This is a genomic window from Nonomuraea sp. NPDC050478 (genome assembly GCF_044458265.1).
Lineage (GTDB): Bacteria > Actinomycetota > Actinomycetes > Streptosporangiales > Streptosporangiaceae > Nonomuraea > Nonomuraea ferruginea.
The window spans coordinates 186,648-209,027 of record NZ_JBITHT010000003.1 but is presented as its reverse complement, the minus strand read 5'-3'; the positions used below and the strand labels follow the sequence as shown (position 1 = coordinate 209,027).

Annotated in this window: 24 protein-coding genes and 1 tRNA gene; 15 read left to right on the top strand and 10 right to left on the bottom strand. The window is 70.9% G+C overall.

Annotated elements, in window-relative coordinates; genetic code table 11:
* Positions 1-14 precede the first annotated feature (14 nt).
* Positions 15-1,565 (top strand): histidine ammonia-lyase, encoded by a 1,551-nt coding sequence (hutH, locus tag ACIBF7_RS15380; protein WP_397197372.1) that lies wholly within the window; start codon positions 15-17, stop codon positions 1,563-1,565.
* On the opposite strand, the gene ACIBF7_RS15375 is transcribed toward hutH, so the two are convergent.
* Positions 1,562-2,734, bottom strand: coding sequence for a Rid family hydrolase (locus tag ACIBF7_RS15375; protein ID WP_397197371.1), 1,173 nt, complete (start codon positions 2,732-2,734; stop codon positions 1,562-1,564). The genes hutH and ACIBF7_RS15375 overlap by 4 nt on opposite strands.
* 58 nt (positions 2,735-2,792) lie before the next feature.
* Here ACIBF7_RS15375 and ACIBF7_RS15370 point away from each other — a divergent pair, with 58 nt between their 5' ends.
* The 3 genes from ACIBF7_RS15370 to ACIBF7_RS15360 are packed head-to-tail and all read left to right on the top strand — an operon-like array spanning position 2,793 to position 5,514.
* The gene (locus ACIBF7_RS15370) at positions 2,793-3,707 is read left to right on the top strand and encodes a LysR family transcriptional regulator (protein ID WP_261808465.1); all 915 of its coding nucleotides are present in this window, start codon (positions 2,793-2,795) and stop codon (positions 3,705-3,707) included.
* On the top strand, positions 3,683-4,687 hold the full coding sequence (locus ACIBF7_RS15365; protein WP_372452499.1) for a chorismate-binding protein: 1,005 nt from the start codon (positions 3,683-3,685) through the stop codon (positions 4,685-4,687). Before ACIBF7_RS15370 ends, ACIBF7_RS15365 begins: the two co-directional genes overlap by 25 nt.
* A complete protein-coding gene (locus ACIBF7_RS15360) occupies positions 4,684-5,514 on the top strand; it encodes an aminotransferase class IV (RefSeq protein WP_148030776.1) in 831 nt (276 codons plus the stop codon). The genes ACIBF7_RS15365 and ACIBF7_RS15360 overlap by 4 nt, the downstream gene beginning before the upstream one ends.
* 41 nt (positions 5,515-5,555) lie before the next feature.
* Here ACIBF7_RS15360 and ACIBF7_RS15355 read toward each other — a convergent pair whose 3' ends face one another.
* Complete coding sequence (locus ACIBF7_RS15355; RefSeq protein ID WP_397197370.1) at positions 5,556-6,923, bottom strand: LVIVD repeat-containing protein; 1,368 nt, start codon at positions 6,921-6,923, stop codon at positions 5,556-5,558.
* Positions 6,924-6,978: 55 nt separating this feature from the next.
* Between ACIBF7_RS15355 and ACIBF7_RS15350 the strand changes: the two genes are divergently transcribed.
* Positions 6,979-7,620, top strand: a complete 642-nt coding sequence (locus ACIBF7_RS15350; RefSeq protein ID WP_261808466.1) for a DUF305 domain-containing protein — start codon at positions 6,979-6,981, stop codon at positions 7,618-7,620.
* Between the two features lie 5 nt (positions 7,621-7,625).
* Here the strand turns inward: ACIBF7_RS15350 and ACIBF7_RS15345 are convergent, their stop codons facing one another.
* Entirely contained in the window at positions 7,626-8,042 is a 417-nt protein-coding gene (locus ACIBF7_RS15345; protein ID WP_148030778.1) for an SsgA family sporulation/cell division regulator, read from the bottom strand.
* 434 nt (positions 8,043-8,476) lie between these two features.
* Here ACIBF7_RS15345 and ACIBF7_RS15340 point away from each other — a divergent pair.
* Positions 8,477-8,551 (top strand) — tRNA-Val (locus ACIBF7_RS15340).
* 401 nt (positions 8,552-8,952) lie between these two features.
* Here ACIBF7_RS15340 and ACIBF7_RS15335 read toward each other — a convergent pair.
* From ACIBF7_RS15335 to ACIBF7_RS15315, 5 genes are all read right to left on the bottom strand, one after another.
* The gene (locus ACIBF7_RS15335; protein ID WP_397197369.1) at positions 8,953-9,363 is read right to left on the bottom strand and encodes a hypothetical protein; all 411 of its coding nucleotides are present in this window, start codon (positions 9,361-9,363) and stop codon (positions 8,953-8,955) included.
* A gap of 399 nt (positions 9,364-9,762) precedes the next feature.
* Positions 9,763-10,494 carry an rRNA methyltransferase gene (locus ACIBF7_RS15330; protein WP_397197368.1) on the bottom strand — a complete coding sequence of 244 codons (732 nt, stop codon included), beginning with the start codon at positions 10,492-10,494 and terminating at the stop codon, positions 9,763-9,765.
* Positions 10,491-11,300, bottom strand: a complete 810-nt coding sequence (locus ACIBF7_RS15325; protein WP_397197367.1) for a TrmH family RNA methyltransferase — start codon at positions 11,298-11,300, stop codon at positions 10,491-10,493. The genes ACIBF7_RS15330 and ACIBF7_RS15325 overlap by 4 nt, the downstream gene beginning before the upstream one ends.
* 275 nt (positions 11,301-11,575) lie before the next feature.
* Positions 11,576-11,773, bottom strand: a complete 198-nt coding sequence (locus ACIBF7_RS15320; protein ID WP_397197366.1) for a hypothetical protein — start codon at positions 11,771-11,773, stop codon at positions 11,576-11,578.
* A gap of 251 nt (positions 11,774-12,024) precedes the next feature.
* A complete protein-coding gene (locus ACIBF7_RS15315; protein WP_397197365.1) occupies positions 12,025-12,924 on the bottom strand; it encodes a LysR family transcriptional regulator in 900 nt (299 codons plus the stop codon).
* Between the two features lie 119 nt (positions 12,925-13,043).
* Between ACIBF7_RS15315 and ACIBF7_RS15310 the strand changes: the two genes are divergently transcribed.
* From ACIBF7_RS15310 to ACIBF7_RS15290, 5 genes are read left to right on the top strand one after another with little or no spacing between them, the layout of a single operon-like run.
* Positions 13,044-13,580 (top strand): FAD-dependent monooxygenase, encoded by a 537-nt coding sequence (locus tag ACIBF7_RS15310; protein ID WP_397197364.1) that lies wholly within the window; start codon positions 13,044-13,046, stop codon positions 13,578-13,580.
* Positions 13,581-13,637: 57 nt separating this feature from the next.
* Entirely contained in the window at positions 13,638-15,287 is a 1,650-nt protein-coding gene (locus tag ACIBF7_RS15305; RefSeq protein ID WP_397197363.1) for a serine hydrolase, read from the top strand.
* 17 nt (positions 15,288-15,304) lie between these two features.
* Positions 15,305-16,117, top strand: coding sequence for an SDR family NAD(P)-dependent oxidoreductase (locus tag ACIBF7_RS15300; RefSeq protein WP_148030813.1), 813 nt, complete (start codon positions 15,305-15,307; stop codon positions 16,115-16,117).
* A 59-nt stretch (positions 16,118-16,176) separates the two neighbouring features.
* Positions 16,177-17,766, top strand: coding sequence for an FAD-dependent monooxygenase (locus ACIBF7_RS15295; RefSeq protein ID WP_397197362.1), 1,590 nt, complete (start codon positions 16,177-16,179; stop codon positions 17,764-17,766).
* 18 nt (positions 17,767-17,784) lie between these two features.
* Positions 17,785-18,186, top strand: coding sequence for a VOC family protein (locus ACIBF7_RS15290; protein ID WP_397197361.1), 402 nt, complete (start codon positions 17,785-17,787; stop codon positions 18,184-18,186).
* Positions 18,187-18,453: 267 nt separating this feature from the next.
* On the opposite strand, the gene ACIBF7_RS15285 is transcribed toward ACIBF7_RS15290, so the two are convergent.
* Complete coding sequence (locus ACIBF7_RS15285; protein ID WP_364235730.1) at positions 18,454-18,663, bottom strand: hypothetical protein; 210 nt, start codon at positions 18,661-18,663, stop codon at positions 18,454-18,456.
* A gap of 199 nt (positions 18,664-18,862) precedes the next feature.
* Here ACIBF7_RS15285 and ACIBF7_RS15280 point away from each other — a divergent pair, with 199 nt between their 5' ends.
* The gene (locus ACIBF7_RS15280; RefSeq protein ID WP_187281084.1) at positions 18,863-19,534 is read left to right on the top strand and encodes a TetR/AcrR family transcriptional regulator; all 672 of its coding nucleotides are present in this window, start codon (positions 18,863-18,865) and stop codon (positions 19,532-19,534) included.
* 12 nt (positions 19,535-19,546) lie between these two features.
* Positions 19,547-19,993 (top strand): hypothetical protein, encoded by a 447-nt coding sequence (locus tag ACIBF7_RS15275; RefSeq protein ID WP_397197360.1) that lies wholly within the window; start codon positions 19,547-19,549, stop codon positions 19,991-19,993.
* A 57-nt stretch (positions 19,994-20,050) separates the two neighbouring features.
* Here the strand turns inward: ACIBF7_RS15275 and ACIBF7_RS15270 are convergent, their stop codons facing one another.
* Positions 20,051-20,716 (bottom strand): DUF998 domain-containing protein, encoded by a 666-nt coding sequence (locus tag ACIBF7_RS15270; RefSeq protein ID WP_397197359.1) that lies wholly within the window; start codon positions 20,714-20,716, stop codon positions 20,051-20,053.
* A gap of 142 nt (positions 20,717-20,858) precedes the next feature.
* On the opposite strand from ACIBF7_RS15270, the gene ACIBF7_RS15265 reads away from it, so the two are divergent.
* Both ACIBF7_RS15265 and ACIBF7_RS15260 read left to right on the top strand, forming a co-directional pair.
* Entirely contained in the window at positions 20,859-21,356 is a 498-nt protein-coding gene (locus ACIBF7_RS15265; RefSeq protein ID WP_397197358.1) for a GbsR/MarR family transcriptional regulator, read from the top strand.
* Positions 21,353-22,249: an SAM-dependent methyltransferase gene (locus ACIBF7_RS15260; RefSeq protein ID WP_397197357.1), complete on the top strand. Its 897-nt coding sequence runs from the start codon at positions 21,353-21,355 to the stop codon at positions 22,247-22,249. The genes ACIBF7_RS15265 and ACIBF7_RS15260 overlap by 4 nt, the downstream gene beginning before the upstream one ends.
* The last annotated feature ends 131 nt before the right edge of the window (positions 22,250-22,380 follow it).

Sequence of the window (22,380 nt, the reverse complement as noted above, 5' to 3'; positions counted from 1 at the left end):
GGGAGAAGCACATCATGCGCGACAACGAGGTCGTGAACGTCGGTCCCGATCCGCTCACCTTCGACGACGTCATCCGGGTGGCCAGACACGGCGCCCCCGTCCGGCTCACGGACGACGCGGTCGCCGCGGTCGCCGCCGCCCGTCAGCGGGTGGACGACCTGGCCGAGGCCCCCGTTCCCGCGTACGGGATCTCGACCGGGTTCGGCGCGCTGGCCACCCGCCACATCGACCCGGCGCTCCGCGCGCAGCTGCAGCGCTCGCTGGTGCGCTCGCACGCCGCGGGCAGCGGCCCCGAGGTGGAGACCGAGGTGGTGCGCGCGCTCATGCTGCTGCGCCTGCACACGCTCGCCACCGGCCACACCGGCATCCGCCCGACCACGGCCAAGACCCTCGCCGCGCTGCTCAGCGCGGGCATCACGCCGGTGGTGCACGAGTACGGCAGTCTCGGCTGCTCGGGCGACCTCGCGCCGCTCGCGCACGTCGCCCTCACGCTCATGGGCGAGGGCGTCGTACGCGACAGAACCGGAAATGTCACCCCGGCGGCCGAGGCGCTCAAGCAGGCCGGCATCGAGCCGGTCGAGCTCGCCGCCAAGGAGGGCCTGGCCCTCATCAACGGCACCGACGGCATGCTCGGCATGCTCATCCTCGCCATCGACGACCTGACCCGCCTGGCCAGGACCGCCGACGTCAGCGCCGCGATGAGCGTCGAGGCGCTGCTCGGCACCGACCGCGTGTTCGCTCCCGAGCTCCAGGCCCTGCGCCCGCACCCCGGCCAGGCCGCGGCCGCCGCCAACATGGTCAGGATCCTGGCCGGCTCCGGCATCATGGCCAGCCACCGCGACCCCGAGGCGTGCACCCGCGTCCAGGACGCCTACTCGCTGCGCTGCGCCCCGCAGGTCGCCGGCGCCGCCCGCGACACGATCGCGCACGCCGCCGCCGTCGCCGCGCGCGAGCTGGCCAGCGCCGTCGACAACCCGGCCGTGCTCGACGACGGCCGGGTCGAGTCCAACGGCAACTTCCACGGCGCGCCGCTCGCGTACGTGCTGGACTTCCTCGCCATCGTGGCCGCCGACCTGGCCTCGATGTCCGAGCGGCGCACCGACCGCTTCCTGGACGTGGCGCGCAACCACGGCCTGCCCGCGTTCCTGGCCGACGACCCCGGGGTCGACTCCGGCCACATGATCGCCCAGTACACGCAGGCCGCCATCGTCTCGGAGCTGAAGCGGCTGGCCGTGCCCGCCAGCGTCGACTCCATCCCCAGCAGCGCCATGCAGGAGGACCACGTCTCGATGGGCTGGTCGGCGGCCCGCAAGCTGCGCCGCTCCGTCGACGGCCTCACCCGGGTGCTGGCCGTCGAGGTGCTCACCGCCGCCCGCGCGCTCGACCTGCGCCGCCCGCTCACGCCCGCCCCGGCGACCGCCGCCGTGGTCGGGGCGCTGCGCGAGACCGTGCCGGGGCCGGGTCCCGACCGGTTCCTCGCCCCGGAGATCGACGCGGCGGTGCGGCTGGTGGCCGAGGGCGGCGTGGTCGCGGCGGCCGAGTCCGTCACCGGCCCGCTGGGTTAGGACGGCAGCGCGACGATCGCGTCCACCTCCAGCAGCAGCCCCGGCATGAACAGCTTCGACACCTCCACGGTCGTGCTGGCCGGGGGAGTGCCGGTGATGTACTTCCTGCGCACCTGCCCGTACTCGACACGGTCGTCCATGTCGGTCAGGTACGTGCGCAGGAACGCGATGTCGCCGAACCCCGCCCCCTGGTCGGCGAGGATCTCGCCCAGGCACCGGAAGACGTGCTCGGCCTGCTCGGTCATCGACCCCTCGCCGACCAGCCGGCCCCGCTCGTCGAAGGCCGCCTGGCCGGACACGTAGAGCATGTCGCCCACGCGCACCGCGTGCGAGTACATCCCGTTCGTGGTCGGCACCGTCGCGGGGTTGAGCGGCACCGCCCGCCGTTCTCCCCCGACCGGGTCACGCCCGCCCTCGACGTGCCCGGCGACGGCGGTCAGGTCCCGCTCGCCCAGGCCCGCCGCCTCGGCCTCCCGCAGCCGCCGGTGGGCCGCGGTCGCCAGCGTCGCCCCCGGCCACGCGGCCAGGCCCAGGTCCTTGGCCGCCAGCCCGAGCGCGTAGCGGGTCTCCCGCGCGGGCTCGCGCAGCCGCTCCGCCACCGGTCCGAGCGGGGTGCCCGCCAGCACCTCCAGCAGCGCCGCACGATCCACCCCGTGCGCGGTCCCGTACGCGAGCGTCTCCGCGACCAGCACCTGGGCGGGCACGAGAGCGCTCATGACGGCGAGCTTCATGGCCGCGCCCGCGCCGAGCGGGCCGCACTCGCGCACCGTGCCGAACACCTCCAGCACCTCGCGGCAGCCGGACACGTCACCGCCGGCCAGCACCGTCAGCGCGCCCTCGGCGGCCGGGCCGACGCTCCCCAGCACCGGCGCGTCCACCAGGCGCACCTCCGGCGGCAGCAGCGAGCGCAGCCCGCGCACCTCCTCCGGGCCGATCGTGGACATCTCCACCACCGTCGCCCCGGGCCGCAGCCCCGGCAGCGCCGCCGCCAGCACCTCACGCACCGCGGCCGGGTCCCGCAGCATCGTGATGACGAGGCCGGCGCCCTCGACGGCCGAGGCGGCCGTCACCCCGGTCCCGCGCCGCCACGTGGTCACCTTGTGCCCGGCGCGCTCAAGCCGCCGGGCCATGGGGACGCCCATGCGTCCCTGTCCGAGAAATGCGATCACGTCCCACAGTGAAGCCGAACGCGTGGTATTCCACCAGCGACTAGATTGCATGGCAGCCATGCCTGATACGAATGCCTTCGACACCGCCACGCTCCGCCTGTTCGACGAGGTCGCCAGGAGCGGATCGTTCACCGCCGCCGCCGAGCTGCTCGGCTACACCCAGTCCGCCGTCTCCCGCCGCGTCGCCGCGCTCGAACGCGCCGCCGGCGGGCCGCTCTTCGAACGCCTGCCCAGAGGCGTCCGGCTGACCCCCGCCGGCCACCTGCTGCACCGCCACGCCGCCGGGGTCCTCGACCGGCTCGAACGAGCGGGGGAGGAGCTGGCCGCGCTGCACCGCGGCAGCGGCGGCACGCTGCGCGTCGGCTCGTTCGCCACCGCGAACGCCGACCTGGTGCCCGCCACCCTCAAACGGTTCGCCGACCGCCGGCCGGCCGTCGACCTGCGGCTCGCCGAAGCGCTCAGCCCTCGCCTGATCGAGCGCCTGCACGCAGGGGCGCTCGACGTGGCCGTGATCAGCGACTACCTGGTCACGCCGCCCGGCGGGCTCCGCCTGGTCCCGCTGCTGGAGGACCGCCTGCTGGTCGCGCTGCCCCGCGACCACCCGCTGGCCGGCCAGGACGACGTCGACCTGCGCGACCTGGCCGGGGAGTCGTGGATCGAGGCCGCCCCGCGCGGCCAGCCCACCCTGCTCCTGGCCGCCTGCGCCGCCGCCGGCTTCACCCCGCGCGGCGGGCTGCGGGTCGCCGAGTGGTCGGGCAAGTTCGGCTTCGTCGCCGCGGGGCTCGGCGTCACGCTCGTGCCGGAGCTGGCCGCCCGCGCCGTGCCGGCCTCGCTCGTCCTGCGCCGCCTGCGCGGGCAGCTGCCCGCGCGGACCGTGTACGCGGCCCTGCCCGACCCGGCGCTCCCGGCGGCGACGGAGCTCGCCGGAATGCTGGGAGAATGGAAGGCGTGTACGACGGATACGCGCACTTAGGAGATCGGTTCGCCTCCGGGCTGCGCGACGTGACGACCGACCTCGCCGCGCTCGACGGCGAGGGCTGGTGGGCCGTCGTGGTCGACTACGAGGGCAAGGTCACCTGCGCCCGCTTCGACCGGGTGCGCCGGGCCCCGCTGCCCCCGCCGCGCGGCCCCTGGCACGGCCCGCGCCCCGGCGAGTGGCACAGCTCCCTAGACCGGGCCGCCTACGAGGCCGGCGTGCGCGCCATCCGCGACCACATCGAGCAGGGCGAGGTCTACCAGGCCAACCTCTGCCGCGTCCTCACCGCCCCGCTGCCCGCCGGGTCCGACCCGCTGGCGCTGGCCGCCCGGCTCGCCGCCGGCAACCCCGCCCCGCACGCCGCCGTCATCCACCTGCCCGGCCTCGACGTGGTCTCCGCCTCGCCCGAGCTCTACCTGTCGCGCGACGGCGACGTGGTCGAGTCCCGCCCCATCAAGGGCACCGGCGTCACTGCCGGCGACCTGCTGGAGAAGGACCACGCCGAGAACGTCATGATCGTCGACCTGGTCCGCAACGACCTCGGCCGGGTCGCCGTCCCCGGCAGCGTCGAGGTGCCCGAGCTGTGCGCCGTCGAGGAGCACCCGGGCCTCGTCCACCTCGTCTCCACCGTCCGCGCCCGGCTGGAGCCGGGAGTGGGCTGGGCCGAGCTGTTCGCCGCCACGTTCCCGCCCGGCTCGGTCACCGGCGCGCCCAAATCCTCGGCTCTGCGCATCATCAATCAACTCGAACCCGAGCCGCGCGGGCCCTACTGTGGGGCCGTGGGCTGGGTCGACGCCGACCGGCGCACCGCGGCGCTGGCCGTCGGCATCCGCACGTTCTGGATCCGCGCCGGCCAGATCCGCTTCGGCACCGGAGCGGGCATCACCTGGGGCAGCGACCCCGGGCGGGAGTGGCTCGAAACCGAGCTCAAGGCGTCCAGGCTGATCACACTGGCATCCTCAGGAGGAAAGCGATGAACGTCCCGGTCTGGGTCAACGGCGAACTGCACGACCCCGCGCGGGCCACCGTCTCGGTCTTCGACCACGGCCTCATGGTCGGCGACGGCGTGTTCGAGACGATCAAGATCGTCAACGGCAGGTCCTTCGCCCTCACCCGCCACCTCGACCGGCTCAGGCTCTCGGCTCGGCGCATGGACCTGCCCGAGCCCGACCTGGATGCCATCGCCGGCGGCATCGAGCAGTGCCTGGCCGCCGCCCCCGCCTGGCCGCTCGGCCGCATCCGCGTCACCTACACCAGCGGCCCCGGCCCGCTCGGCTCCGACCGCGGCAACCAGGGCGCGACCTCCGTGGTGATCGTCGACGAGCAGAAGCCGTTCCCCGCCGCCGCGGACGTCACCGTCGTGCCCTGGCCGCGCAACGAGCGCGGCGCCCTGTCCGGCGTCAAGAGCACCTCCTACGGCGACAACGCCAAGGCTCTGGCCTACGCCAAGGCCCGCGGCGGCGGCGAGGCGATCTTCGGCAACCTGGCCGGCAACCTGTGCGAGGGCACCGGCTCCAACATCTTCATCGTCCGCGACGGGCGGCTGCTCACCCCGACGCTGGAGGCGGGCTGCCTGGCGGGCGTCACCCGCGCGCTGGTCGTCGAGTGGTCCGGGGCCGAGGAGGCCGACGTGCCGCTGTCCGCCCTCTACTCCGCGGAGGAGGCGTTCCTCACCTCCACCACCCGCGACGTCCAGCCGATCGCCCGCGTCGACGACACCGTGCTGCCCGTCGCCCCCGGCCCGATCACCGCCAAGGCCATGCGGGTGTTCGCCGAGCGCGCCGCCGCCGACCTCGACCCCTGAGTCCCGCGCCGGGCCGCCCCGCCGGGGCGGCCCCGCTCAGGTCAGTAGCTCTTCTGGGTCTGGACGTTGAAGTCGTCCATCTTGACGTCCTTGGCCGGATCCGTCAGCGGGTCGTCGATCTTCAGGACGTCCAGGCCCATCTGGATGTCGGCCGAGTACACGTACCCGTTGTAGTAGTACGCCGACCACGACCCGGCGATGCCCTCCTCCGGGTACGGGCCGCGCTCGAAGAAGCCGATCTCCTTGATGGCGTTGGAGTCGGTGAAGTCGAGGAAGGACACGCCACCCTGATACCAGGCCTGGACCATGATGTCCTTGCCCGGGATCGGCAGCAGCGAGCCGTTGTGGGCGACGCAGTTCTCGGTCTCCTGCTGCTCACGCGGGATCTTGAAGTAGCCGCGCTTCTCCAGCTTGCCGCCGACGATGTCGTACACGGCGTTCGCGCCCTTGGTGGCGGGGATCTCCGAGGTGCAGGTCGGGGACGAGCCGCCGCCCAGCTCGTCGGTGAACAGCACCTTGGTCGCGTCGTTGTTGAAGGTGGCCGAGTGCCAGATCTGGAAGTTCTCCTGGTCGGTGACCTGCTGGATCAGCTTGGGGCTCACCGGGTCGGTGATGTCGAGCAGGAAGCCGTCGCCGAAGCAGGCGGCCGCGGCCAGGTTCTTCTCCGGGTAGGCGGTGATGTCGTGGCAGCCGGTGCCCTCACCCTGGTTCTCGATCGGGAGCTCCGGGGTCGCCAGCACCTTCGCGGAGGCCGGGTCGTCCATCGGGATCTCGACGATCTGCAGCAGCTGGTGAGGCGGCGGGCAGGTGTCGGAGGAGGGCTCGGGCCCGGGGGAGGAGACGTAGACGAGCAGCTTGTCGTCCGTGGGCACCATCGTGTGCGTGTGCGAGCCGCACTCGGTGGCGACGGCTCCCACGTACTTCGGGTTCTTCTTGTCGCTGACGTCGAAGATGCGCAGGCCCTCCCACGCGCCCCGGTCCTCCGTCGAGTCGCAGCCCTCGCCGCTGCGCGGCGCGTCGATCGACAGGATCACCAGGTTCTCGTGCACCGACACGTCGTTCTGCTGCGCCGGGCAGGTGACCTGGCTGACGATCTTCGGGGCGGTGGGGTCGCTGATGTCGAAGATCGAGAACCCGCCGAAGTTCCCCATGTAGAGGTAGTCGCCCTGGAAGGCGAGGTCGGTGTTCCAGTCCATCGGGCCGTTGAGCGGGGCGGTGCGCGGCACGTTCGCCACGTGCGTGACGTTCTCGCTCGTCATCACCTCACCCGGCGAGGCCTCGCTCTGCGACGACTGAGGCCGCTGGCTGGCGGGCGGCGCCTCCGCCTCCGGCTCTGGGCTCCCCGCGCATGCGGTGACCAGCAGAAAGGCCGCCCCCAGCGCGGCCCATCGAACCTTGGCGAAGATCACGCCTGTCCCCCTCGTTTCATAGCTCAGTATGGAAGCTATGCCAGAGAGGTCCGGAATGCGCGCGCTATTGGTCACAGTTCTGCTGACATCGTCGGCCCTCGCGGCCTGCGGTGCGGAGGCGCCGCAGCCGTCACCGGTCGGCACCGAGGCGCCGGTGATCGTGCCGCAGAGCCCCGGCGCGACAGCCCGCACCGCGACCCCCGGCGAACGGATCGGGCAGGTGCCGGCCACCCCCACGGCGGCGGACGTGCGCTTCGCCGAAGGCATGATCCCCCACCACCGGCAGGCGCTGGAGATGACCGCCCTGGCGGCGAACCGCACCACCACGGCCTCGGTGCTCGGCTTCGCCGAGCAGATCGCGCTCAGCCAGCAGCCCGAGATCACCATCATGTCGGACTGGCTGGCCGCCCTGGGCCGCCGCGTCCCGTCCGGTCACGACCACCAGGGCATGGAGGGCTACGGCATGGCGACGGAGGAGCAGTTGAAAGCGCTACGCGCGGCCGAGGGCGGCGTCTTCGACCGCATGTTCCTGCAGCTCATGATCAGGCACCACGAGGGCGCGCTCAAGATGGCGGAGGAGGAGCTGGCCGGGGGCAGGGACCAGCGGATGCGTCTCATGGCCAGGGACATGTACGCGGGCCAGGGCATCGAGATCGCCAGGATGCGCAAGATCCTGGACAAGCTGCCCGCCCGTTGACCCGCTCAGCTGGACCAGAGCATGTTGGACAGCTCGGAGTCGAGATCCATGTAGTCGGTCTCCCGCCCGGCCGGCACCTTCTCGTAGGTGCGGTGCAGGAACTCCGTCAGCGGGGCCAGCGGCACCTCGAACAGCGCCTGCCCGAAGGGGGAGGTCAGACTGATGTGCAGCGTGCGCTCGCCGTCGGCGCGCGCCGGCCACACCTGCACGTCGCCGTCGCCGACCCGCCGGACGATGCCGACGGTCAGCAGCTCACGGGCGAAGATCCACTCGACCGGCTCGTCGTTCCCCACGTGGAAGGCCATGCGGATGGCGTACGGGTCGTCGGCTGTGTAGCTGAGCCCGGCGAGAAGGGGGACGGTAGTACGGTCGGGGACCACAAGCCGAAGGCCAAGCTCGGCGGAGACGGTGGTGCTGTTCATCGTCAGCCAAACCTTTTCGTCGTAGGTCCCCTCTACGGGGCTTTCACTGCTCGGGCGTACTTCGTCCTCGTCCGAGCTATGACGGCGGAACGAAGAAACCCGTTGGAAAGATTCCGCTCCGAGGGCCTTCTGTAACGCAACTCACAGCTGGACATTTAGGCATCTACCTGGCTAAACGGGATCAGTTGGGCCGTATTTGCAAGGGTTTTGCGTGCAGTGGATCTCGTTCAGGGAGCCGCCGACGACCGTTCTCGATAGTGAGCACGTCGGGCGTCTACCCGGGACACGACGATGGTATGCCACGAGCCTGCCACGGCGGTGGGCAACCGCCGCGTTTCACCCCGAATCCTCACCCTGCCGTCTATCGTTTCGCCAGCGGGTGCCGGAGTGCGGTATGGTTTTCCCCGTCGGGCCCCACGGGGGCCAGGCGGGGCGGGCGATTAGCTCAGCGGGAGAGCGCTTCGTTCACACCGAAGAGGTCACTGGTTCGATCCCAGTATCGCCCACCACATCGCAGCAGGTCAGAGGCCGGTTCTCCAAGGGAGCGACCGGCCTTTTCGCTGTCTGGACCGTCGTTGGACCGTGGTCCGAACGGTCAGTCGCCAGGTCGGACCGTTACGGAGCGGCAGGTCCCGGCATCCTCGCCGCGGTCCGGCCGGTCCGCGATGTTCAACTGGCAGGCTTTCTCTCGGGTCACGGTTCCGTGAGGTGCGTCCTCAGTGAGGGACGCGCGAACTGGCGATCTACAACGTAAAAGCTGTCGGCACCACTCAACGGGTGCCTCCACTCGCATGACTGCGACATGATCCGTCAACCGACGGAGCAAGTGATCGTCATGCGTCAAGGAGGACGGATTCGGGTCCGCCGTCGTGGATTGCAGGGTGACGGTCCTGTCCTGTGGACGGCATCGCTACTGAACGGTCTTCGCCCAACAGGTGTATGGCTCCGGTTGGTGTTCATCCACCTTTATTGCTCGGTCATGCCGGTGAAGAGATTGGTCGTTGGCGTCCATCCGAGCAGCCGACGCGCGTGAGATGAGTCGGCACGGGTGCCGGGCACATCGCCACCCGGTGATCTGGCGGGCTTGGTCGACGATGTCGTTGAGGGAAGTGGTGCCGCCGGCTCCGACGTTGATCAGGCTGTTTGGTAGATGGGCGGTTCCTGCGGCGATGCTGGCGGCGATGGCGTCGTCGACGCGTGGGCCGCGCTCGGCGCCATCGATGACGCCTGCGGCGCTCTGGCCCATGCCGAAGCCGCGCGCGACCAGATGGAAGGAGCCGACGAAGTCGCCGGGCTGTTCGCCTGCTCCGACTTTCGGCACGCTCTCGCGTCCAAGGTCAGAGCAGCCTGTGCCGAGGAGGCCGCCCGTGCGGTGGTGTGTCCGCACGCCACCACCCGCCGAGCGTGCACCTGTCCTGCTGGGCACGGGTCGACGCGCTCGACATCGATAGGACAGCTCGGTCGGGTGCCTGCGCGAGGACGATCTCGCGCGGTCGTCGCCGCCGGGGACTTGTCGTCATAGCCAGCGCCGTCGTTTGTGGAACTCACGCTATCTGTCGGCGATTGAAGACCAGTTACGCGCCGAGGGCGTGCTGCTGTCGTGGATGAGGACGGCGTCTCAAGCGTGAACCGTTCGCATCGCCGACGCCCGCGGGCAAGGACCTCACCACGCATGTGTGCCGTCCTCCGGCTGTCACGCACGTGCGGAAGCACGAGAACTTCAGGAGGTTCGAAACAGCGCGACGGCTCGGGTACCGATTTTGAAGGACGCCTGGGGCCGCGGCCCGCGGTCCATGGGAACCTTGCGGCCCCGCACCGTCACCGCGATCACGCTGTCGTGCGGGAGCACGGCCGATAGAGCCTCGACCATGCCGCTGACCCCTGCCGCCGCGCTGGGACCGCGCCAATGGGTCTGTTCGCCGTAGGGGACGTCGGTCATCACGATGTCGGGTGCGTGCCGGCCGAGTGTCCGCTGGAGCTGGGCAGGGTCGAACACGTCGGCTTGGCGCACCGCGTGCGGCACGTCCCCTCCGGCGGCGTCGAGTTCGGCGGCGAGACGGCAGGCGGCACGCGCGGCCGAGTCGTAGGCCGGTTTGCCGAAACGGGCAGCGCGGGCCTTGAGATCGGCGGCTCGAGCCGCCAGACCGGCCTGGCTCAGCAGGGCGAGATTGCGTTCGGCCAGGTTCCGTGCTTCAGGATCGAGGTCGCAGGCCAGCACCGCAGCGATCTGGCGCCGGTGCAGCAACGCCAGCACGGTCAGCAGGTAACCGCTGCCGCAGCACGGGTCCCAGAGCACGGCGGGCTGGTCGCCGCCGCGCAGAGCCAGCGCCCGCTGGAAGATCTCGCTGGCCAGCCGGACGGGGAACGCGGGATAGCCCGGGGCTGAATGCAGCACCGCGCCGCTGGCCAGGTCCTCATGGCTGGTCCGGGCAATCGCGTGACGGTAGGTCATGCTGTGGGGCCGCGATGCTCACGGGCGGCCTCGTACGACACCACGGTCGCCGCGCTGGCGACGTTCAGGGAGCTGGCTGAACAGGCCATCGGGATGCGCGTTATCGTGCCGCACGCTTGTCGCCATCCCGCGCTCAGTCCGTTGGTCTCGTCGCCGATGACCAGCAGGGTGAGGTTGGTCAGGCCCGGCTCGGCGACGTCGCAGGTGCCGTTCTCGTCAGTGCCTACCACCGTCGGCGGCTGCCTCTGGGCGCGCAGCCGCTCCGCCCATGCCAGTACTTGCCGGGAGGGGGACCGCACCAGCGGCAGCGTCAGCAGCGACCCGGGCAAGGCTCGCACCGATCGGGGATCGTAGGGGTCGGCGGTGTGCCCGGTGACGATCAGGCCTCCGCCGCCGAAAGCGTCCAGTGAGCGCGCCATCGTCCAGATGTTTGCGGGGTTGCTCGGCTGGTCGAACACCGCGCACAGGAAGGACGGGCCCACCTGGATGCGGGACAGCTCAGCGTCCCCCGGGCTGGCCACCACCAGTTCGGGTGTGTCCTCGTCTTTGCCGCCCAGCTCACCCAGCAGGCCGGGGGCCACGGCCACCCGCTCGCCGCCGGCCGTCTGCGGCATCTGCTCGGCCCAGTTCGACAGCGGCCGCTCGGCGTGGCCGATCAGCGCTCGCACCGGCCAGCCGAACTCCACCACCAGGCTGATCGGGCGCACTGCCTGGACCACGAACTGCCCGGCCCGCTGCCGCATGGCCCGATAGCTCAGCAGCGCCCGCCACTGCGGGAACCGCGCGTTCGCACGCGTGATGCGCACGCTCCCCGATGCCGAACGCCCTCGATTCCCCACGAACGACAGAATAAGGTGATTTCCCCCACGCTTACTGTGCCTCCCCGCATCCAGGCGGTGGCGCCAGGTTCGCTGAGCCGAGAGATCAGGCTGTCTCTCCGTTCGCAGAGCTCGACTACGCCGGAGCGTTTCAAGCGCCGCGACCACCGACCGTCCTGCCGCTCAGCGCCAGGTGACGCCCGCTAGCTAGGTCGTGTCTTCAAAGTGATCCAGGTAGGGGATCACGGTGTGGTGATCCGGCGTCATGAGCTCACTGCCGGCTGACCGCCGATCGCGATTTGGGCCAGGAGCAGGACGACGTCGCCGGGGACCAGCAGGCCAGGGCCGCCGGCGATCGGCTGGCCAGCGGCCCGGGACCGGAGCCGGGCGGCGCTGGACCGGCTGGAGGCGAGCACCGACCGGCAGATCGCCTCCGGATGGCGCACCCGCAAACGCGTCACGTTCGACCAGAGCCGGGCTGCCGGGTCATGCCGCCGCCAGCAGGCCGTGACGACGTACGCCTGGTCCAGGGTTTGTGCGGCGGGGGCGGTGCGACTTCGGGTGGTTGTCCCACCGTCGCGTATTTTTCCTGGTCAGCCGTCTGGTCATCAGGGTCACGGTGGCCCAGTTCAGGTGTGCCTCGCTGTGCTGGGGCTTGCGTTCGTATTATTCCGCTGCCGGCGATCGCGGTCGCTGTGGCGCCGAGGCCGCCTCAAGGGGCAGGGGCCGACGGAAGAGGGCCCAGATCGCGGATGACCCCGGCCAGGGCCCGGATGGGTTCGCTCTCAGCCTCGCTCCGCCACACCAGGGCGTACGACAGCGGCTCCATATCGGTGACCGACAGGTAGGCGATGTCCGGCCGTACCCAGTAGCGGGTGACGTGGGCGGGGAAGAGCACGACAAGCCCGTCCATGCTGGCGAGGGTCATGGCCTCTTCCGCGTCCCGCACCACGGGACCGCGCTCGATCTGACGGCCTCGCCGGGTAAGGCGCGGGGCGTAGGCGTCGTACCAGTAGCCTGGCCCGGTGTCGGCGTGCGGGTGCTGGAAGTCGGAGACCATCTCCAGCGAGACCGACGCGCGCGAGGCGAGCTGGTGGTCGGTGGCGACGGCCAGCACGCGCTGCTCGGCGAACACGACCGGCCCCACGGTGAGGTCGGGTTCGTCGACGGGGAGCCAGCTCACCAGGACGTCGATGTCTCCGCGCCGCAGCGCGGGAAAGGCTTCGCCCACCTGTGCTTTGTGGACGCGCAGCTTCCACAGCGGGTGGCGCAGGCGGAAGACGTCCCAGTAGGGGCGAAGGTCGTGGGCGTTGAGCGGGAGCATGCCGACCCGCAGGATGCCGGTGATGCCCTGGCCGGCGAGCTGGGCGCGTTCCATGCTGTCCCTCAGCCCGGCATACAGCGGCCGGAGGTCGTCCCGGAGCTGCCGCCCGACCTGTGTCAGCCGGACCGTGCGGTTGTTGCGCTCGAACAGCGGAGCGCCGACCTGCCGTTCCTGCTTCTGGATCGTCTGGGTGACGCGAGCGGGTGACAGGCACAGCCGGGTGGCGGTGCGGCCGAAGTGCAGTTCCTCGGCCAGGGTCAGGAAGATCTCGATGTCCCGCAGTTCCACGCCTGACCTGCTCCGTTCACTCCCGCTGAAGGTGATCTTTCGGGGTTCGTCGTTGTTTCGGGTGTTCACCGTACTTGATCCTCGATGCGTACGATTCGCCTGGTCGAGGGAGCACGTGGATGGTCGTCCTGGTTTGCGGTGCCGGCGTCGCCGGGGCCGCACTGGCGTACTGGCTGCGCCACCACGGGTTCACCCCGACCGTGGTGGAGCGCGCCCCGCGGGTGCGCGCGGGCGGGTATGCGGCGGGCCTGCGCGGCGAGGCGCTGGACGTGCTGGACCGGATGGCTCTGCTGGAGCGGGCCGAAGCGCTGGACCTGCGGCTGGGTGATGCGGCGATGGCGGACGAGTACGCCGCGCTGCCCGTGGCGGTCCGTGCGGGCGACCTGGGGATCCTCAGGGACGACCTGGTGGCCGGCACTGACGGGCTGCATTCGGGGGACCCGCTCGCTGGTCTTCTGGCCGCCCGAGCGCTTTGTCCGGCACCTGGGCCTCTGCACGGCGGTCTTCGGCCTGCCCGGCCATTGCGGCGCCGAAGACGGCGGCCGGGTCCACCGCGTACCGGGCAAGGCGACCTCGGTGCTCGGCACCCGCGACGGCGCCCGAGCCCGGGCGGCGCTGCACGTCGCCTCCGGGCCGCTGGCCTACGACCGCGATGACGCCGGGCAGCACAAGCGCATCGTGGCCGGGCGCTGGTCCGGCGCCTGCTGGAGGAGATGCGGGGGGCGAAGGACCTCTTCTTCGAGGCGAACGCCCAGGTGGAGATGCACCGCTGGTTCTCGGGCCGGGTGGTGCTGCTCGGGGACGCCGGGTACCGTGCGGCGCCGGCGTCGGGTCGCGGCGCCTCCCAGGCGTTGATCGGCACCTACATCGTGGCCGGCGAGCTGGCCGCCGGCGGCGGCCACGCGCGGGCGTTCGCCGCCTACGAGCGGGAGACGCGCGGCTTCGTCGCCGAGCACCAGCACCTGGGGCGCGAAGGCGCCGACCAGTTCTTCCTGGGCGCGCCTCCGCAGGAAGGGCTCGATCGCACGACGGCGGCACGGCCCGATGTCAGGCCCATTCGCGAGGGTGAACGCACGAACGCCGGATCGGAACGGAACCGGCGGACCAATCATGACGACAAGGAGACAAGGATCATGGTAATCGGCGGAAACGGCTTTTCTGAGCAAGGGCTGCGCAGGCTGCGTGAGGTGCTGGCACGGCATGTCGACTCGGGGAAGATCCCCGGCCTGGTGGCCCTGGTCAGCCGCGGCGGCCAGACCCACGTGGAGACGCTGGGCACGATGCGGCACGACGGCGGCGCGCCGATGCGCCGCGACACGATCTTCCGGATGGCCTCCACCTCCAAGCCGGTCTCGATCGCGGCGGCGATGGTGCTGCTGGACGAGTGCCGGCTGCGGCTGGACGACGTGGTCGACCCGTGGCTGCCCGAGCTGTCCGGCCGGCAGGTGCTCAAGAGCATCGACGCCGAGCTGGACGCCATCGTGCCGGCCCGCCGCCCGATCACCGTCCGCGACGTGCTGACCTCCACCTTCGGCCTGGGCATGGACATGACCGCGCTGGGCACCCCGATCCTGAACGCCATCTTCGAGCGGGGGCTGACCCCGAACCTGCCGACCGAGGTTCCGGAACAGGACGAGTGGATGCGCCGCCTGGGCGAGCTGCCCCTGATGCACCAGCCCGGCGAGCAGTGGCAGTACCAGATCAGCAGCGACCTGGTCGGCGTGCTGGTGTCCCGGGTGACCGGCCAGAGCTTCGAGGACTTCCTGCGCGAGCGCATCTTCGAGCCCTTGGGCATGAAGGACACCGGCTTCCACGTGCCCGCCGGCCAGATCGACCGGCTGCCCACCCTGTACGCCCCCGACCCCGTCACGGGTGAGTTCCTCGCGTGGGACGAACCCGAGGGCGGCAGGTGGAGCAAGCCCCCGGCGTTCCAGGGCGGCGGTGGCGGCCTGGTCTCCACCGCCGACGACTACCACGCCTACTTCCGGATGCTGCTCAACGGTGGGGTTCACGAGGGCCGGCGGATCCTGTCGCGGCCGGCGGTGGAGCTGATGACCACCAACCGGCTCACCCCGGAGCAGAACGCCGCCCGTACCGCGCTGGCCCGCAACGCCGTGCACATCTCCTTCGGCCAGGGCCAGCAGGGCGGCTGGGGCCTGGGCATGGCGGTGCGCACCTACCGCGGCGACTACGCCCCGATCGGCCAGTTCGGCTGGGACGGCGGCAGCGGCACCTCCGCCTACGCCGACCCGGCCAACCAGCTCACCGGCATCCTGCTCTGCCAGCTCGGCTACAGCGTGCCCGACCCCGCCCACCTGATGAGCGACTTCTGGACCACCGTCTACCAGGCTCTCGAAGACTGATGCAAGGAGTGAGTGTCATGCGTGTCTGGTTCATCACGGGCGCGTCCAGAGGGCTGGGCAGGGCGTTCGCGGAGGCCGCGCTGAGCAGGGGAGATCGCGTCGTGGCCGCGGCCCGCGACATGGCGCCGCTGGAGGGCCTGCGGGCCCGCCATCCCGACACCCTGGCGTGCGTTCCGCTCGACGTCTCCAACCGCGCCGCGGTGCGCGAGGGTGTGGATCGGGCGGTGGCCGCGTTCGGCAGGCTCGACATCGTGGTCAACAACGCCGGCGCGATGTTGTACGGCATGGTTGAAGAGGCCACGGAGACCCAGATCCGAGCCCACTTCGACGTCAACGTCCTCGGGCAGATCTGGGTCATCCAGGCCGTGCTGCCCCACCTGCGCGCCCAGGGCTCGGGCCACATCCTCCTGGTGACGACGATGGGCACGGGCGGCGGGATGGCCTCGGCCGGCCTGTACGCGGCCGGCAAATCGGCCATCGACTCCCTCGGCCAGGCGCTGGCCATGGAGGTCGAACCCTTCGGCGTCAAGGTCACCATCGTCCAGCCGGGCGGCTACGACACCGGCCTGTTCACGATCGGCACGACGGCCACCATGCCCGACCCGGCGTACGACCCGCTGCGGGCGAAGCTGACCGAGATGTGGGGCGACGAAGCGGGTTCCGACCCGAGCACGGCCGCGCCGGTCGTCATGCGGCTCGTGGACCTGCCCGACCCGCCCCTGCGGCTGATCGTCGGCAGCCGGTCCTTCGATCTGGTTCAGCAGATGAACCAGGCCAGGGCCGAAGAGTACCGCGCCTGGGAACACCTCAGCCGCCTGGCACCCGGCTGACAGCTCCGTCCCGATTCGCGCGTTCCGACGCGACGAACGACACGATCGAAAGGTCATAGATGATGAAGCACCACGATGCCGCCCGGCCCGCGGAAGAAGACCTGCGAGAGGAGCGGCCGGCGGGGGACGCCGACGTGATCGTCGTGGGGGCCGGTCCGACGGGTTTCATGCTGGCCGCCGAGCTGTGCCTGGCCGGAGTGCGGCCGCTGGTGCTGGAACGACAGCCGCGTCCCCGCGACACCCCCAAGGCCGGGGGCCTGGGCGGGCAGATCCTGGAGCTGCTGCGCTACCGGGGGTTGCTGGAACGCTTCGAAGCGGCCTGCACCGGCCCTGCGCCGGCTCCCCGGTTCCCGTTCGGCGGCGTGCACCTGGATTTCACCCAGCTGCCGGATCCCCCGATGCACGCCCTGCCGCTACCGCAGCAACTGCTCGAGCGGCTGCTCGGCGAACGAGCAGGCGAACTCGGCGTCGACCTCCGCCGAGGACACGAGGTGACCGGGGTAAGCCAGGACGACGACGCGGTCACCGTGGACGTGCGCGGCCCGGACGGCCCTTACCGGACGAGCACGCGGTACCTCGTGGGGTGCGACGGCGCGCGCAGCCGCATCCGTGGCTGGGCCGGCATTCCGTTCCCCGGCACCACCTATCCCGAGGTCAACCGCCTGGCCCAGGTCACCCTGCCCCACACGGTCACCGTTCTGGGCAACGGCGATCTCGACATCCCCGGCTTCGGCACGATCCGCGCCGGTTTCACCCGCACGAACCATGGCCTGCTCGGCGTCGGCTCCTCACCCGGCACCCAGTCTGTCTCCCTCTACACCGTCGAGGACGAGACCACCGAATACGACGACGACGTCCCCATGACCCTGGCCGAATTGCAGGACAGCGTCCACCGCGTGCTCGGCGCACACCTGCCCCTGGCCGGATCGACCCGGTTGTCCCGGTTCACCTTCAAAGCCCACCAGGCCGAGCGATACCGTGCCGGTCGCATCCTGCTCGCCGGCGACGCGGCACACCTGTTCCCCGCCACCGGAGTGGCGCTCAACGCCGGCATGCTGGACGCGGTCAACCTGGCCTGGAAGCTGGCCGCCGACCTCCACGGCACGGCCCCGGCCGGCCTGCTGGACACCTACCACACCGAACGTCACCTGGCCGGCGCCCGCACCCTGCTGCATACCCGAGCGCAGGTAGCGCTGCGGCGCGGGCACGACGCGGCCGCCGAAGCACTCCGCGACGTCTTCACCGAACTGCTCACCGACGAGCAGCCGCTACGCCGGATGGGAGCCCTCGTCGCCGGAACCGACATCCGCTACCCGATGCCCGGCTCCCACCACCACCCGCTGACCGGCACCTTCGCCCCCGACCTCACCCTGCACACCGACCAGGGCGTCACCAGCGTCGCCGACCTCCTGCACACCGCCCGGCCCGTCCTCCTCGACCTGGCCGACCGCCCAGAGCTCCGCCAGATCGCCCGGGACTGGCGGCATCTCCTCGACGTCCACACCGCCAAGACCGACGATCGGCCGGCTGACGCGCTGCTGATCCGCCCGGACGGCCACGTCGCCTGGGCTGCCGGCCTCGACGAATCCACGGACAGCGCCATGCCCCCGCTGCGCGCGGCACTCTCCGCATGGTTCGGAACGTTTTGAAACAGAGGGAACTGAGACATGACCAGTAGATTCACCGAGTTGGCCGTCGACTGCCACGATCCGGAGAGACTCGCGGCCTTCTGGTGCGCGGTCCTGGACTTCAAGGTGATCGACCGGAACGAGGGCAAGGTCGAGATAGGCTCCTGGGAGCCGACCATCGAGGAAGTCCGGGCCCGTCAGATGCCGCCCACCCTGGTGTTCATTCAGGTGCCCGAGGGCAAGACCGTGAAGAACCGGCTCCACCTCGACATCAGCCCCATTGGCGGCAGCACCGACGACGAGGTGACCAGACTGCTGGGCCTCGGCGCCACCAAGAGAGACGTGGGCCAAGGCCCAGACCGAAGCTGGGTGGTCATGGCCGACCCCGAGGGCAACGAGTTCTGCGTCCTGCGCACCCTGGCGGTGACGCGCCACGGTTAGCGTCGCTGCTCCTGCCAGATGCCCGGGCCTCGTGATCATGGCTCTTTGACACAGCCGGCGGCGATGTCGTCGGGTGGAGTGGTGTACAGGCTCCGGGGCCTGGCGTGCGCTCGGCAGGGTCCCAGGTGGTGTCGTGGCCCAGGCTGATCAACGGCACCAGCAGGTCCAGGCAGTACATGAAGGGATCCAGGCCGCTACTCGTCGGCCTGCACCGGGCACACGCCCGCACGTCGCGCAGGAGAAGAGGCTGTGCCAGCCAGTAGCAGGCTAGTGATCCAGGTGCCGGGCGATCTTGGCGGAGACCTCCGCCGAACGGACCCCACGCACGGCCAGCTCGAGGTAGCGCTCGATCCACTCACCGAGGCTGTCGTCGGCCCCGGCGAGGGCGTCGGGCAGGCCGACGACCTTTCGTGAAGTGATTTTGCGGCGATCCTGCCCTTGGGCCGGAACGGCCGAGCTGGGCTTCTGTGAAGGCACCAGACCGGGTTACTTCACGGAAGAGGGGGCTCCCGAAGAGAAACGGCATGTGCACCCGTGACTGTTGTCCGGTGGGCCAAGACGCGCCCGGGGCCCTCATGCTATTAATAAACCGGCAGCCGGTTTGCTAATGGAGTGGGAGGACCGAGTGGCGCGAACAGTTGATCAGGCCGCGCATGCCGGACGGCGGACGCAGTTCTTGGACGCGGCAGAGATCCTGCTGCGCACCAAGGGCTACGAACGGATGAGCGTGCAGGACGTGTGGTCCCAGGTGGGCGCCTCCAAGGGCGCCTTCTACCACTACTTCGACTCCAAGCAGGCGCTCGTCGAAGCGGTGATGGAACGCATGGCCGACCAGATCGCCGCCGCCTTGGCGCCACTGGCCACCGACCCGGACGCACCGGCGCTGCAGAAGCTGCAGAGCTTCCTCACCGGGCTGGGCCGCTGGAAGGACCAGCGGCGCGACCTGCTCGTCGCGCTGCTACGCGTCTGGCAGTCCGACGACAACGCCGTCGTCCGGCAAAAGCTGCGCCCGACCATCGCCGACCGCATCGCGCCGCTGCTGGCCGGCATCCTTGAGCAAGGCGCGCGAGAGAACACGCTCGCCGTCACGCATCCGGAGGCCACCGGCCGCGTCCTCGTCGCGCTGATCCAGGACCTCAACGACCGGCTGGCCGAGTTGGTCCTTTCCTTCGACGCCACCGGCCGGCCGGACCTGTCCGGCGCCCAGGATACGGTCGCTGCCCACACCCAGGCCTTGGAGCGGATCCTCGGCCTGGCCGAGGACTCCGTCGTGCTGGTCGAGCCCGCCGTGCTGAGCCCATGGTTCACCGCCGCCCCCACCGGCGGCGACGACATCCCGACCTTATGAAAGGACGTCGACATGACCATCGCGCTGGGTATCGTGATCGCGCTGTTCTATCTGCAGGCATTGGCCAAGTTCGGCCTGTGGCTGTTGGTCCCCTATGACGTCCGGATCAAGCGGATCGCCGCCTACTACGCGCGCTCGCAGCGCCTCATCGGCATCTACGACACCCTCACGCTGCTGTGCGTCGTGGCCATCATCGCCCTGCAGTTCGCCGCCGGGTTGAGCGCGCTGAGCTTCGCGGCGGGGCTGGTCGCCGGCATGAACCTCATCCAGATCTTCATCCACCGCTTCAACGAGCCCCTGGCCGGGAACCGGCGCCCGCCCGCGCCGGCGGCGCCCAACATCACCATGTCGTACGCCATCCAGGCCAGGCCCGCTCTCGGCTGGCGCGAGATCGTCATCATGGCCGGGTTGTCGCTGTGGGCGCTGTACGTCGTCGTCACCGAGATCCTGGCCGGTTGAAGGTCGAGCATCGACACCTAGATAGTGATCTTGGAATGGACACCTTCGGCAAGCTGATCATCTGGAAGTGTCGTCAAGGATGTGCCTGCGCAGCAGGTGGGTGGCGACGGCGGTGATCCAGCAGAAGCCGGTCAGCAGGGACAGGTGTTCGAGCAGGCCGGCGGGGGCGGGCTGCCATCGGCCGAGGGTGTCGAGCCGGTAGGCGATGCCGGCGGCGAACGCGAAGGCGATGATCAGGAGACCGGACAGGCGCGAGTAGCGCGCCCAGCCGCGGCTGTGCTCGCGCAGCCGTCGGGCCAGGACAACGGCGGCCGCGCTGAGCCCGGCGAAAAGCGCGAAGCCGGCCGCCTGGTGGATGAGGCCGCTCGTGGTGACGCCGGTGGGCTGCCCGGGCGGATAACCGAGCGCGGGGTCGGTCGGCACCAGCCCGGCCACCACCAGGCCGACCGCGGCGGTTGCGAGCAGGATCGGCCCCCAGGTGGCGCCGCGACCGGCGCGCAGCACCTGGCGCAGCCCGAGCGCGAAGGCCGCCAGAAGCAGCCCGCCGAGGGTGAAGTTGATCGTCTGCAGCCAGGCGCGCTCGCCGGTGCCGAGCTGGCTGGCGCCGTGGTGCCACAGGCTGTAGCCCGGGCGGGTGGCGCCGTCGGCCCACAGCAGCGCCGGCATCAGCACACCGGCGACGACCCCGCTGCCGAGCAGCGCGTTGAGGGTGCGGGTGGTCATGCGGGAAGTCCTCCTGTTTCTCCGCGACGGCGTCGCGGGCCGACCAGACTTCCCGGCTCACCACAGCACCCCAGCTGGGCGCATCCTTGATCAATGCAGGTATTTTAGCTCATACTGAAATAGCTGCAAGAGGGGAGGCTGGATGACCAGCCGACGGGATCAGCAGGTGGAGTGGGCGGAACGGATCGCCATGTATCTCGCGCGTGACGGCGTGCCTCCGATCGCCGGCCGAGTGCTGGGCTGGCTGATGATCTGCGATCCGGCCGAGCAGTCAGCGGGGCAGATCAGCGAGGCCATCGGCGCCAGCCGCGCCTCCCTGACCTCCAACCTGCGGCTGCTGACCAGCATGGGATTCCTCGCCTGGCGAACCCGGCCGGGTGAGCGGACCGTCTACTACCGGATGGCCGAGGACGCCTGGTCGATCGTGGTGCAACGGCAGATCGCCTCGATCGCCGCGTTCCTGGACATCACCCGGGACGGACTGGCGCTGGCCGGCCAGGAGGAGGGCCCGGAGGAGCGGTCCGCCCGGGTGCGGCAGGCGCACGCCATGTTCGAGTGGATGGCCAAGGTGTTCGACGACGCCCCGCCGCCACCCTCGCAACCGGACCGTTCAGAGGGATTTCGGAGGGATGACGCATGACACGACGGCCCGCAGCGGCGCAGACGGCGCTCGGCCCCATGGTGATCGCCGCCGTCGAGCAGTACGAGCCGCCCGGCCGGCGGCTGGTCGAGGACGGGCTGGCGGCCGGGCTCCTGCCGGTGGCCGCGCGCGCTGCCGTGCGGGCGTGCCGGTGGAAGGCCGTGCGCGCGTGGATGGCCGGCGCGTCCGACCGGCGCGCGCCGGGGGTGTGGGGCGGCGTGCTGTGCCGCAAGCGGTACGCCGATGACAAGGTCGCCGAAGCCTTCGGCGCCGGGATCGAGCAGTTGGTGGTGCTCGGGGCCGGGTTGGACACCCGGGCCTGCCGGCTGACGCCGCCGGGCGGGCGGGCCTATGAGCTGGACCTGCCGGTGAACGTGGCCGGCAAGCGGCAGGGGCTGCGGGCGCTGCCCGGCGGCGTGCCGGAACGGGTGCGGCTCATCGAGGTCGACTTCGAGACCGCCGAGCTGGCCGACATACTGGCCACGGCGCTGGCCGTGCACGGCTTCGAGGCCGACCGGCCGGCGGTGTTCGTGTGGGAGGCGGTCACGCAGTACCTGAGCGAGGAGGCCGTGCACGCCGCCTTGGCGTTTCTGTCCCGGGCGGCCCCGGGAAGCCGTCTGCTGTTCACCTACGTGCTGGCCGACTTCCTGCACAGCGGCGGCCACGGGGCGGCGGCGCTGCATGAGGAGTTCGTGACGAAGCGGCGGGTGTGGCGGTTCGGCCTGGCTCCGGACGAGGTGGGCGCTCTGCTGGGACGCTATGGCTGGATCGAGCGGGAGCAGGTCGGCAGCGCCGAATACCGGCACCGCTACCTGGCGCCGGCCGGGGAGCTGGCCGGGCGGGAGCTGACGGTGTCGGATCTCGAGCGCTTCGTCGAGGCCGTGAAGCCGTAGCCGCCGCCCAGGTCACGCAGCAGCAGGCGCAACCCCAGGGACGGCGCGAGCTGGATCAGCGTTCGTAAGACCGCCCCCGGACCGGTTCAGTCCCGGCCGGCCGCCCCTCGATGAGCGTCGCCGATGCGGGC